The 13,642-nt window shown below is 39.6% G+C and carries 10 protein-coding genes; 4 read left to right on the top strand and 6 right to left on the bottom strand.

Translation table 11 applies throughout. From position 1 onward, the window contains the following. Positions 1 to 247 precede the first annotated feature (247 nt). Both JW841_16445 and JW841_16440 read right to left on the bottom strand, forming a co-directional pair. A complete protein-coding gene (locus JW841_16445; protein MBN1962524.1) occupies positions 248 to 394 on the bottom strand; it encodes a hypothetical protein in 147 nt (48 codons plus the stop codon). 397 nt (positions 395 to 791) lie between these two features. Next, the gene (locus tag JW841_16440) at positions 792 to 3,182 is read right to left on the bottom strand and encodes a beta-propeller domain-containing protein (GenBank protein ID MBN1962523.1); all 2,391 of its coding nucleotides are present in this window, start codon (positions 3,180 to 3,182) and stop codon (positions 792 to 794) included. Between the two features lie 477 nt (positions 3,183 to 3,659). On the opposite strand from JW841_16440, the gene JW841_16435 reads away from it, so the two are divergent. Continuing rightward, positions 3,660 to 5,051: an MATE family efflux transporter gene (locus JW841_16435; GenBank protein ID MBN1962522.1), complete on the top strand. Its 1,392-nt coding sequence runs from the start codon at positions 3,660 to 3,662 to the stop codon at positions 5,049 to 5,051. A gap of 40 nt (positions 5,052 to 5,091) precedes the next feature. On the opposite strand, the gene JW841_16430 is transcribed toward JW841_16435, so the two are convergent. The 4 genes from JW841_16430 to JW841_16415 form a co-directional block, all read right to left on the bottom strand. Beyond that, positions 5,092 to 5,952 carry a hypothetical protein gene (locus JW841_16430; GenBank protein MBN1962521.1) on the bottom strand — a complete coding sequence of 287 codons (861 nt, stop codon included), beginning with the start codon at positions 5,950 to 5,952 and terminating at the stop codon, positions 5,092 to 5,094. Next, the gene (locus tag JW841_16425) at positions 5,949 to 7,676 is read right to left on the bottom strand and encodes a hypothetical protein (GenBank protein ID MBN1962520.1); all 1,728 of its coding nucleotides are present in this window, start codon (positions 7,674 to 7,676) and stop codon (positions 5,949 to 5,951) included. Before JW841_16425 ends, JW841_16430 begins: the two co-directional genes overlap by 4 nt. 62 nt (positions 7,677 to 7,738) lie before the next feature. Beyond that, entirely contained in the window at positions 7,739 to 8,353 is a 615-nt protein-coding gene (locus JW841_16420) for a hypothetical protein (GenBank protein MBN1962519.1), read from the bottom strand. Positions 8,354 to 8,537: 184 nt separating this feature from the next. Beyond that, positions 8,538 to 8,891 (bottom strand): PilZ domain-containing protein, encoded by a 354-nt coding sequence (locus JW841_16415; protein ID MBN1962518.1) that lies wholly within the window; start codon positions 8,889 to 8,891, stop codon positions 8,538 to 8,540. 187 nt (positions 8,892 to 9,078) lie between these two features. Here JW841_16415 and JW841_16410 point away from each other — a divergent pair, with 187 nt between their 5' ends. From JW841_16410 to JW841_16400, 3 genes are all read left to right on the top strand, one after another. Beyond that, positions 9,079 to 10,305: a HEAT repeat domain-containing protein gene (locus JW841_16410; protein MBN1962517.1), complete on the top strand. Its 1,227-nt coding sequence runs from the start codon at positions 9,079 to 9,081 to the stop codon at positions 10,303 to 10,305. Between the two features lie 184 nt (positions 10,306 to 10,489). After that, positions 10,490 to 12,061 (top strand): HAMP domain-containing protein, encoded by a 1,572-nt coding sequence (locus JW841_16405; GenBank protein MBN1962516.1) that lies wholly within the window; start codon positions 10,490 to 10,492, stop codon positions 12,059 to 12,061. Between the two features lie 21 nt (positions 12,062 to 12,082). Then, positions 12,083 to 13,642: hypothetical protein (locus JW841_16400; GenBank protein ID MBN1962515.1), on the top strand; the 1,560-nt coding region annotated here is incomplete at its 3' end.

Below are 13,642 nucleotides of genomic sequence, written 5' to 3'. Positions count from 1 at the left end.
CGGGTCTTAGTAGATACAAGCTTATCATTTTCATAAACTAGACTTACTACTTTGAATATAGTTTTAATATGCGGCCACATAACGCTGGCGCATATTTTTTGATTTACCTTTGGGGTATTTGTTTTAGCAACAGGGCACACCTGCTTTAACTACAGCTGCAGCGTTAGTTATTGATGCTGCGCCTGCATCATAAAGAACCAGGCGAAAATAACGACCATAGAAGCGTACCAATTAACCAAAGGCTTTTTTAAAAATGACCGACCTCGTTTGTAGAACCTGCAACTGGTGATGCGCCAAGCAGTGGTCTACCTACGGCTGAAATCAATACTGCCGTAATTACCCGAATTACTCCATGGGTTGCCTTGCCCGTGTCATTATCGTGATCTACTTGCAAGTGCTCAGCTAAGCCATGTTTACCATCACCAACATCTCGAACCGTTGGATATTTGCCGTCAAGCGATATGACACCCCAAGGAAATTGACCAGTTGGAATAATAGCCTTGCGTCTAAAAGCATCGTAACCAGCTGTATAAATAAGTTCTCAGATACAGAGTAATTTTTGGCTTAGTAGCGTTTGCGAATTTATGCACGTACTTTTACTGGTTATATAGCTAAACTAAAGTCTTGTTTTGTTTAGGTGTTCGCGAAGCTTGTCTGAGCGAACACCAATTGGTGATATTTTTGCATTAAATTCATTTAGATTAGCCATTCATCCAATGATTTAGCGTTTATCAACTAGTTAATTGAATGAATGGCTAAATAACATTTTACTCTTTAATAATATTTGCGGTCTAATCCACCACCAAACATTTATCTAGTTCAGTATTACTTGCTTCTAATTGTGGCAGTTCAATATTTACTAAATCAGGGCTTAGCGCATTAACATCGTTCACTTTTAACAATTCGCTCGATACCGAGTATACGTAATTTTCCATAAAAACACTGCGTTTAACTTGTGAATTTGGAGATGACCACCAATTATAGCAGCTTTCATTTTCATCGCCTTGGTGATGGTCAATACGCCCTATCTCTGTTAAGCCGTTTTCAATGCTAACTTGATAAAGTAGCAGACCGTTAAAGGTTAATTCTGAGCCATAACCACCATCATCATCTCCGCCTTCACAAATACCCATTGGCACCGCGAGCAAACCGCGTGATGCGAAATAATTAAAGGCCAAGTGATCGTCAGTAGCATCTGAAGTAGTACCGCGAGTGCCAATAGTTACTTTATGCATTAGCAATGGCGACGCTAAATCACTTACATCAAAAATTTGCAATTGAATGCCGGTGAACCACGCAAAACTGCCCTGCTCAGAGGCATCAAAGCCAATGGTTAACAGGTGATTATCATCAAGAAAATGAATATAAGTTGAAAAGCCAGGTATCTTTAGCTCGCCGGTAGTTTGCGGATTTGTGGGATCGGTCAAATCAAAGGTGAATAGCGGATCGGTCTTTTTAAAGGTAACCATATAGCCACGCTTGCCATCAAAACGTACCGCGCGAATATCTTCACTTGGTGCCAAACCCTTCACTGAGCCCACAACTTTTAACCGAGTTACCTTGCGACTAGCATCCGCTTTATAGTAAAGCTCACAGGTACCAAGGCCATCACGCACAACACAGTTTGCATCATCATCACTAAAAGTTTCACTGCAATCTGACTTCTTAGCGCAACAATATTGAGTATCGCAGGTAAATTCGACCTTACAGTCGCTATCGTTAGCGGCACATACTTTGTCTTCAGTTTGAGTCTCTTTTAAAACAAACACATTATTTGAAGTGTTGGGATTAGGCAAATGGCCTTCGGTTGATGCTACACGCAAATGATTATCATACTCATCAAGGGCAAATTGGTTTACTAAACGTCCAGCTATTTGCCCGCTTGCAACATAGCGTGGTGCTTCACCAGTATCGCTTAAGGCAAATTGGTGAATAACCGTGCGCTCAGCAACATTATAAAAATAATCATAAGATGCCGTAGAATTAGAGTAAATTCGCTCATAAGAAGTCGCTGCTACATATAAATTATTTAATGATGCATAAACAGTATCAGATTTACCAGCAATAGTTGTCGCTTTAATATTGCTATCGTCTGCAATATTTAAAGAAACTACTGATAAGAAACCATCACTATTTGTCGTAGTTGGCGCATAAAAACTATTACAATCAGAATATAATGATGATTTACTAGTTAGGGTTTCATCACCATCATGATCAATATCTGTTGCGGTCGGCCAAATATCAGAAAAATCTAATGCGTTTATGGCGTTAATATTTTTATCGATTAATTTTGAAAACATGGCGCGCAATTGCGATTCAGAATAATTGTTGCTGCAATTGTCAAAGGCATCTTCAGGCCAGGTTGAATATGAAATATTATTCAGACCTGCAAAACGAATCACCGTATGTATCGTATTATCGATACGACGACCTGCTACAAATTCACCATTAAAGTTTATTTCACGTTCTAGTTTAGGAGCAGTAAGATCAGTAATATCAAGTACGGTAATTTTTAACTTGCCAGTTTGATATGGGTAATAAATATCAGAAGCGATAGATGTCGCACTAACCCCATTTTCGCTACTGCTGCCACACACTGCTTCGCTAGCAACAGTAGAGTATATCAAAGCACGATTAGCCGCGACAAATAATCGTTGTGGTGTGCCTTCTATGGTGTAGCGACCAATAATGCGGGTAGTATCTACTGGCCAAGCGGCAAAAATTATAAACTCATTACCGCTAACCATATAAATATATTTATTATCGTTTTCTATAAAATCTGCTTCATCAACACCTGCTACTTGGTTATTTGTTGTAGAATATTCTTGGGCGCCACTCTCTTTACTTGTACCACCAGTAGTGCTTTGGCCTACCGTTGGGGTGGCGGCATCAGCAGCATATTCTATATCATTTCTCCAACATGGAAATTCACCGTACTCAATTGCCCGTTCGAGATTTTGCTCAACTTGCTCACGCATCTTGGCAATAAGTTGTTGCTTTATAGTGGCTTCAAGTTCAGCACAATTTTGTACTGTTCGCAAATAAGCCGTACCCGCTGGCGGTGCGTTTAATTTTGCAGAATCGTTATCTTTACTACAAGCAGGAACAATGAGGATAGCGGATACAAGAAATAATCTAGTAAAGTAAGTTGTGGGTATTGTATTGTAAGTACACTTTAACATGGCGATCCTCCACTAGGATTGCGATATGAACATAGTGTGGCCGCCAACTTATAGAATATCAAAGGCGAAGCGGTTGCGCCATATTTATCGCCCTGCCTTTTATGAATTGCTATAAAGCTGTCATACGAATCGTTCTGCAAACGCATGTATTAGCTCCTTAAAAAAAACTTACATAATGGTGACACCGCCGTTGTTTAATTTTGTGCATATAAATAAACGCATTTTTTATAGGGAGTGTCCCTAAATGAATTAGGCCAAAGCTATAAGTAATTCACCCTCTTAACTTAAAGCTTTAATTATAACTATTTGTGTAAAATCAATATGTTATGTGCCTCAAAGGCAAACTTAGTTATGCAAAAATGATTGCAAATCTGATGTTAAAACAACTTTAATAAAAAAACCAAAGCTGTTTTTACTTGCATTATGCCAGTACAAAATGAGAAATGCCTGGCCCCTTAATTATTAATAGAGAGTTCAATGTCTTGTGCAACGAATCGTCTTGGTGACCCAGCCAGCATGGGTGCTTTGCTTACTATTGCGCTACCGTTAATGGTCTCACAAGCTTGTGATACCTTAATGATTTTTATCGATCGACAGTTTTTATCACAACTAGGCCCCCACTATATGAGTGCAGCAATGGTTGGTGGCCTTAGTGCATTCATGTTTATTACATTCTTTGTGGGTTTAATCGGTTATACTAATGCGTTAGTAGCACAATATTTAGGCGCAGGTCAGGTAAACAAATGTGGTTTAGCAGTCACCCAATCATTAATAATCGCAGTTGCAGCATATCCAATTGTTTTAGCTTGCATTCCCATTGGTTATAAACTGTTCGATCTCTTTAATCTGCCAGCTGAACAAATTGCACCACAACGTACTTATTTTGTTATTCTAATGTTTGGCTCAGTTTTTAGTCTGCTACGTCATACCTTCAGTTCTTTTTTTAGTGGTATCGGTCGCACCCGTATTGTCATGGCCTCAACTGCAATCAGTTTGCTGGTAAATGTTGTCTGCGCTTATTTGCTTATTTTTGGCAAACTGGGATTTCCGGCATTAGGTATTGCTGGCGCCGCCATTGGTTCGATTGTCGCAACAATTACCGGGCTTGCGATATTATTAATAGCTTACTTTCACCATCAACAACGTGAACAGTTTGGTACAGTTTCAAACATGCGCTTTAATCGCAAGGTTATGAAAAATCTATGCAAGTTTGGCTCACCGGCGGGTTTTGAGTTTTTACTTAATTTAAGCGCATTTAACTTGCTGGTAATGACTTTTCACTCGCAAGGCGCTCATGTAGCCGCCGCTGCAACGGTTGCGTTTAGTTGGGATATGGTTTCATTTATCCCCATGATCGGGGTCAATATAGCGGTTACCAGTTTGGTTGGACGCAGTATGGGGGCAAATAATCCCGACGATGCACAACGTGTTGTTAAATCAGGCCTTAAAATAGTTTCAGTATATGCAGCTATTTTATTATTTTTATGCAGCTTATTCCCTGATGCGCTTACTAAAGTATTTCTATCACCAAGTGAAACTAATGCTTACAGCCTCTCCGTTTTTTTGGTGCGCTTGATTAGTGTTTATATTCTTGCTGATGCAATAGGTTTAGTTTTTAGCGGTGCTCTACGTGGCGCCGGAGATACTTTTGTTACTATGTGTATTTCGGTAAGCGGCCATTGGCTACTTTTGCTTGTAACTTTTGTATTATTTAATGTGTTTAATACAACCCCCAAAACCACATGGATAGCTTTAGTAATACTGATTTGGATAATAGCCTCTTCATTATATTTACGCTATCGTAGCGGCAAATGGCGCCTATTAAGGGTAATAGAAGCACAACACTCAGCAGGTAATGTTATCGCGTAATCAGGGACATGCCCTAAGCTCGCTTTAATGTAATTTGTCCTTATTTACATCTTAAAAACTCAACTTGATCTCGACGAATGTTTGCTGCTGGCCCATAGTTGCCATGGTTAGCGATTGTTGCATATTCATCAATGCCTATAACTTCCCAGATGTTTGTCTTTTTTGAACGACAAAAGTTTTTCGCTGGGCTTTTTATCTCATACATCATTTTATCGCCTTGTGGTTTTAATTTATTTTGCAAGTTATTAACTGCTTGATACGGTACTATCGGAAACCACTTTTCGCTACCTTCATCTATCCAATATCGTCTTAATATTAAGCGCCCTCCGTCACCAGCACATTGATAACGTGCTTTAGGTACTGAAATATAAAAACGCGCGGTATCTTTTTCAGAAATGTAATGATTAAGCGAAGCAGTACCATGCTTAGTTTCGCATGCTTGGCACATTACCTCTGCTTGGGTCTTAGCGGCTATAGGTGCCATTATACCTTTGGCTATTATCTCAACTACTATCTTTCTAGGGTTATGCCATTGGCGTCTACTAACTGCGCCAAATAACACTGCATCTTTGTTACGCCGATTAGGGGGACTATTATCACAAGGATAAAAAGTCTCTGAGACAGAAGCATAGCTATGCGGATCAAGGCTTTGTTTAAGATCAATAGCCTTTTCTAAAATTATTTGTTTCTTATTATCATCATATGCTGTTACCCGTAAAATAGGGGCCTTTGCTCCACATTGTAACATGCACATTGCCCACAATCGATGATAGTTTCTATTAATTCGCCATTGTCCACCATAATCCTCAACGGTGATTAAAGGACGCTGATTGGGCGCTTCGTGCCATTTGCAATAGTCATACGAACTTAACAAAGAAATTATTAGCGATAGCGTGATCATGATGATGCCCCTCCCTTATTAACACAAGTTGCTCCCCAATTAATTAAGCGCAAAAAAAGTTCATCTAAGTCACCTACACGGCGATCACTTTTTTGCTTTTGGATGCATTTACAGAGGTCTTTTTCGAATTCGCTTGTATTAATGCCCTCTTCTTCTAGAATTTTTAGCTTATGGTCTAAATGATTACATTTTTCGCTAGCAATATCTTGCTTAAGTTGTTGCCGTAAACGCTCTACCAGTTTTTTACGCGTTTTATCAGCAGCTTTATCCATGCCTTTGATAGCAAGATGTTTATAGGCTCGCATTAAACGGTCCCAAGTATAAATATCATTAACAATAGCTTTAGGGATCTCGGGTTCAAGTCGTAACAAATACTCGGCATCAAGCACATCAGTAACACCTTTAATTTTACGTGGTATTATCTTTTCAGTATATAATTTTTTTACCACCGTTACCACACGATTAAAGCGCTTACTCTCTGCACCATCATGATTAACTACCGAAAGAAGTTTTGCATAGCAAGTAATGCAAGACTCTCCTTTGCTGACAAATTCCCATTCATCATCAGTTATGAGTTCGTCACTTTTAAAAAGCAGCATTATATTTGATGTATAACCAGTTGGCGGAGGATAGGTTTGCATTAAAAATTTCTTAACCTCTGGCCAATCTATATATGTCGCCGAAAGGACTCTGGTAACCCACATATGTAAATCCATGCGGTCATATTTACCGATTGGAATTACGGCGGCCATGGCATCAACAAGTTTTTTAGTGTCTGCTTTTTCTGCAAGAGTAAATTGCACATTGGCAAGTTCTTCAAACATATAAATAATCGATGCATATGCTCGCATGGCATCGCGGATCTTAGCAATACGCTCAACAAATACTTTAGTCTCACGTAGTTGCTGTCGGTCTATGGGGCGATATATTTCTTGGGCGCGACCACGCTGTGCTTCAACTCGTCGCAATTCAAGATAGTCTAGAACCCGTTCTTTTAATGGTTTGCTTTTATCATCAGAATTCTTACGCCAAGGTATAAGACTGGGAGAGAGCACCCCTTGCCATAATATTTCATCAAGCGCGGTCAACCGGGGAGTTGGACGAACATCAATTTCAGCACAGGCAACAATCGCCTGATTAAGCAAGTCAACTCGAGTATTAAAAGAAGCAAAACTTAAACCCGGTGTTTTACGAAACTCTTCAATAATGCGCTCACACTCAGCGGGGTCGGCAAAATTACCATCTGCATAAGCTTTACACTCGCGCGCCTCAGCTGCGGCGCTATAGAAAACTTGCAGCCAACTAGTACAACCATCAGGTCCGCATGAAGATTGTTTATAGCGAATTTCATCTTCTGATTTGCGAACGCGACGACAAGTTTCAACTACCTTTCTTTCGACATTTACTTGCTCTAAGGTCTCTCTAGTTTCGACAGTAGACTTTACTTCAACACCGCACAATTCACATATCTTGGCACTGCAAATACCCTGGGCAGCCCGCAATGCTTGATCTTCATTGGGCCCTTGTCCTTCACAGATAAAATATGATCCGGTATTGGTTTTCTGATCACCCTCTAACGCCCAAGCTGGAGCATTAGCAGCAGGAGCTTTGGCGGTATTAGATACTACTTTGGTTGAAGAAACTGTTGGGCCACCACAACCAAGCACTGTAAGCACTGTAGGGACACTAACAAACAGTAAGCTTTTATATATTGCTCTCATCATAATCAATGACTCTACTTGACTTATTTGTTGCTACCAAGCCTAAAAAAGCAACGAAGTAGAAGTTAGCTCTTCAATGTCCGATATTTATGCATACGCTGACGATGTGAACTTGAATCAAGCTCGATAAATAAGCAACCACGAAAAACAAATGAAAAATGAAAAATAACACCCACGGTCAAACTAATTAGAACTACTGGTAGTCCTGATGACCAAAGTATTGGTAGTCCAAAATAAAAAATAGCCGCAACAATTAAATTGGGAAAAAACCATTCAATCCAATTCTCATGAATAAATCTTATGCTGCGCTGTACAGTTGCTAAGCCACCGTAAGTATGATGAACATAAATTATCTCTGGCGCCGCATTTAACAAAACAAATTCAGCAAAATGTAAAAAAGCAAGTATCACTACACCTTGTGAACTACGTGCAACTAATAATCCCACCAATAATTCTAGTATCCAAACAACAAAGCCTAAATTTATAATATCCCAAAAATAAAGTTTAAAACTTCGACTTAATTCATTAATGCTTGCTTTTCCACCTAAAACTAACTCTCTAACAAAATATAAATAACTAGAAAATAAAGCTGCAAAAACTAAAGTAATAGCAATACCAGCAATTAAACCAAGACCGCTAAGCAGATTTGCTGCGATAATCATGGCACCCGACATTGCCATGGGTAAAAAAACGGTCCATGGACTTTTAAAAATTGCCAGCAGCGTTCGCTTTAAACATTGATGATATATACATGCATAAGCTACAAAAATTTCCATCGTCCTACCGGACAAAGCATATAAACGAACGAATAACTATACTTTAGGCGCGGTTTTTTAAAAAATTCAAAAAATCGATAAAAAATACCTACGCTGCGCAAGTTGCGCTAGCTCCAGCAGAAATTATGTAATCTGAAATAATTCTACGATCAGATTCTGAGATACGCACAAAACGTACCGCAGTACCATCATTGTCATTGCGTTTATCTAATCGCACAACTTCACCTACTGCCCAAATAACTTCTTCAGAATTTGGCAATTTCATTTCAAGACCAACAAACTCTGAACTATTTATTTCTGGTTCAAGCAATTTATAAAAATATACGCCACTTTCTGAAATATCTCGAATCCGAACTAAGTGTGGCTCGTCACCAACAATTTTATTTACATACAGATCGAGTGCTGCTCTCTCATTTTTTCGGTGGTGTTCACTCGTCATCATGGCTTCCTCCTTAAGCTTGGCCCGCCTGGCCACTTAAAGTTCGTAAACAAACGCGCATCGCATACGAACTAAAGATGCTGGCAAAATGACCTCTAACCTAAATTGCTATCGACTTAAGGTCAAAAAATTGGCAGCTTTAATTTTGCAATATATGTAGGGGGTGTCCCTATATTTGCCGGAGATATTGATGACTAATATTTTATTATCAACCTTTTTTTTCGTATTTGCAACATCGACCCCGCCGCAATTTATTTGTGATAAAGTACAAAAATCTTTGTTTTGGGAATTTGATGGCGCCACTTTACGCGCTGATGCAGATGGAATTTCATTATCTGCGATCACTCTTGCAAAACCAATGCGTACTTTGCCTTATAATGCCGGAAATTCATTTATTAAGCTCGAATTTGATGATAACTTAAACAATATTCTTGATGATGATGGTTCTCCTCTTACAAAAATAATAATTAAAGGAAAACAAGTAAGCTATTGTTATCAACGCAAATGTAGAGCAATAGGTAATCTACCTTTTACTGTCGTTGCGGCATTTTTATATCAACAGGGCGCTATTATTGCTGGGGCCACTCCTGTACCTGGACTCTACTATTTAAATTTTTCTTATCCACTTTCACCTGCTATGATGATTGGTGGTCGGGTGTATAATTTATGTTCAACATCTAATAAAATATGGGCATTAGTAGAGTACAATAATGATATTACATTGGTCACCCTTAACAACGATACTCTTGATGCTTCAATAGATAGCCCTAAAAAACCCCAAAATATTGTAAATTCTTCAGAGAATAACGGAAATTCAGAGATAGACCATTTAGCATCCATCCGTATATATAGATTTGGTGAAGCTTTATTATCCGCAATTAATCATTCAGTATTACCGGCAACCTCATTAGCAAGTGCCTTTACGATGGCTGCTAAAAATCATCTTCCTGAATTAGAGGCTATGCTTATTGTCGCCTTAAATAGTCAGCAATCAAATATAAAATCACTTGCAGCTAGTATCATCGCAAAAGAAAACAATACTAAAGCCACCGAAAGATTAAAAAAACTTTCAATTGATACTGTAAGTGAAGTGCGCCGTGCAGCTCTCGATGCTATCGCTAAAGTATCAACTCAATTACCGCGTGAAATCACGATACAACGACTGCAGTTTTTTAAAAATGACCAACAACAAGATATTGCATGGAAAGCTCGCGACTTATTAATGCCTTTAGCTCCTGAACTGGCTCTACTTGATGCACCAACCGAGTATAAAATTGATGCTGTAACCATCTTGTTAGCGCGCTGCAAACAAAACGGCGAAAATTCTATAAAAGTCGCTCTTCGTATATTACAAAAAGATGATGACGATGCTGTTCGTAGTGCGGCAAATACACTGATAGAATGTGATAGCCAATAAGCGATCCAGCACTCTTAAGAAACAAGGTTGTTTCTTTAATGGTATTTTCTGACGCCGCGCCGGGTGGGGGCTGAGTAGTTAAAAATAAACAATTAAATTACTATACAAAGTGGCTTCTCGTAAAATGTTGTGTAAACTATAGCATTGCTTCACATTCATCGCTCTATCTAAATGAGGGCTACGAATGAAAAAACTGAGTATTGGTTGGAGATTATTTGTAGCTTTTGCCGCAGTATTTGTACTTTTTGGTTTTAGCGGCTGGTATGGCACAGCGCTTTTATCACAGTTGGTGACTGAGTTAGCTAAAACCAACCAAACAAGTTGGTTTCATACTGAGCAAGCCTTTGAGGGCTTTGTTGTAACATCAAAATTAAATCAACTCGCTCTTAAATTAAGTCTCACAACTGATGCTACTGAACTTGGCAATATTAACCGTGAAATCGACAGTGCGGGTTCCTTGCTTGCTAACAGTATACAAGAGTTGCAGAAGTCTAAAGATAAGTTTGGTCACGAAATAATTAAAAACCTTGAAAATGAAAGCATTAATGCCCTCAGTGCGCTAACTTCTGCTTATGGGCACATCAATGCTGAAAGACTAGCTCAAGGTCGCAATGAAATTGCGCAAAATGTTATACCCGCAATAAATGGTATGGAGCGTGTCTTTGCTACTTTACTTCACCGTGAAAGAGCTGATGCTCAGGCTAGCATAAGAAAAAATGAAAACACCCAAAGTGCTATTTTAATACGCATTTGGATTACCACTGCAGTTATTTTACTACTGGTTATCATCCTTGCGTTTCTAATCACCCGCAGCATTAGTAAACCCGTGCTTTCAGTAGTCAATGTTGCTAATCGCGTCGCCAAGGGAGATTTAACCCAAAATATAGAAGTGAGGGGCGGCGCCGAAATTGGTGAACTCCAAGTGGCAATTGCACAAATGACTAAACGCTTATCACACATTATCCGCGAAGTACGTAGTGGCGTAGCTGCTTTAAAAAACGCCGCTGGTCATATCGCTTTGGCGTCACAAGATCTTTCACAAGGCACCTCCCAGCAAGCCGCTTCAATCGAAGAAACTACTGCTAGTTTAGAACAAATGAGTTCTTCGATTAATCAAAACGCACAAAATAGCCGCCGTACCGAACAAGTAGCCCTTAAAGGTGCCGCTGATGCGGGTCGCAGCGGCGAATCAGTTCGCGATACAGTTACAGCTATGCGTACTATTGCAGAAAAAATATCAATAATTGAAGAAATTGCATATCAAACCAATTTGCTGGCGCTTAATGCCGCTATCGAGGCCGCGCGTGCCGGAGAGCATGGTCGCGGTTTTGCTGTGGTCGCTACTGAGGTACGAAAACTTGCTGAGCGCAGCCAAACTGCCGCTAGAGAAATTGCGATGTTGGCTACTTCAAGTGTTGAAGTAGCTAATCATTCTGGAAAGCTTTTAGCTGATCTTGTACCCGCAATCGAACAAACCGCAAGCTTGGTACAAGAAGTATCTGCTGCCTCACAAGAACAATCTGCCAGCGTTGGTCAAATCAATCGCGCTATGAATCAAGTTGATTCAGTTACTCAACGTAACGCTAGCGCCGCTGAAGAACTTGCTTCTACTTCAGCAGAAATGGCTGCCCAAGCTGAATCTTTACGCAGTATTGTTGATTTCTTTGTAGTCTCTGATGAAAGTACAAATTTACTGCAGCCTTCTCGAAGTTCTGCTTTATCTAATTCGCAGAGGGAAGAAGAATTTCCGAGTTAATAATTAGCTTAAAATTAACCAATGAATACCAGGTCCGCTTTAATAACTAAATCTGAAAAATGGTTCATTATAGCCCTGGTTGCTGTTATATTTGTTATAATATTTGGTATTAGTATTTTATTAGTTCACGTCGGGCAACAAAAAGAAATCTCTACCAAACAAATAACGCCATTCATACCTATAACTACTGATAATAATTCAGAAGCTATAAATCTGATTACCACGAAAAATCTAAATTGGCTTATAATTGGTGGTGGCCCTTTCGCTGCTTATAATGAATCGAATCTTGAGCAAGATATAAGTATTGCCATGCAAGCTTGGGGGGCAAAAGGCAAAATATTGTTTGCGGGTGGCCCAGTAAGCAAGAGCATACGTATTAGCAACCAAGCTTTACAGGGTAATCCATTACTTGAAAATCTTAGCATTATTTTCACCCCGCATTTGGGACGGCAAAGCAGCTATCGATCTAGCACACTACCGATAGCTGCGGCGGCAACCAAAGATTTTGTGCATATGGCGCTTACTCAAACTCTTGCCGATAATAATATAAACAAAGCCTTTTTTATTTATTTGGTAGGTTTCGGCAAACAAGCAAACGCTGCTTTTGATAACACTCTTTCTTTATGGGGTGATGGTGCAATAAGCGCTCTTGAGCTCGCGCAATTTTTTGATGAAATAAAAACTAAACGCATCGTGCAAATCATAGCGACAAGTTGCTATAGTGGTGGTTTTGCTGAAATTGTATTTGCAAAAGCCCAAGCTAAGCTTAACGCACCCAATACTTTGCGCTGTGGAATATTTTCCACAACTGCGGATTTACCAGCCTCTGGTTGTCATCCTGATTATAATAGCGATATTGAACAAAATTATAATAACTATTTTTGGCATGCTCTTTCTAGCGAAGATTTTAATGGTGCCGCTCTGCCAATTTCGCTTATAGATCTTGATGGTGATGGCAAAATTTCAACTCTCGAAGCACATACGCGGGCGCGATTATTAGCCAGTGATATCGACATACCAACCACCACTTCAGAGCGTTGGCTGCGCGCTAAGGCTAATACAAAAACCACGAAAACCAGTACAAAAGTAACTTTGCTTGAAGATGATTGGTTGATTCACGGCCTGGCACATGACACTGGTTTAGGTGACAACGAAACAAATGTAACAAATGAATTAGCTGCACTTGAAGTAAAAGCAAAAGAAATGAAGGCTCAGCTCACTAAACTTAAAGCCACAAAAGAACAAGAACGCCTGCACCTAATGGGTGAGCTTTTAGGGCGCTGGCCCATCCTTGATGACCCCTGGCATCCAATGTTTTTTAAAATACTCGAACATGAAGGCGACAACATCAATGACTTTCTCGCGCAAGCAAAAGAATTTACTGCATTACAAAATACCGAAATTACGATTAAGCAAACCAAACAAGATTACTTTAAGCTGCGCCGCCAAATAGCCCCGATTGCCCGTTTGGCGCGTGCTTTAAAAAACCGTAGGTTAGCTTCGCAATTAAAAGCTGCTGGCGGATATAATTGGGACTACTATCAATCTTTATTAGCTTGCGAACGGTTGCGGCCAGAAAAT

The sequence above is a fragment of the Deltaproteobacteria bacterium genome, from assembly GCA_016931625.1.
In the GTDB taxonomy this organism is placed as follows: domain Bacteria; phylum Myxococcota; class XYA12-FULL-58-9; order XYA12-FULL-58-9; family JAFGEK01; genus JAFGEK01.
Note: the sequence above shows the minus strand (reverse complement) of the source record. Positions and strands in the feature narration are given on the sequence as shown.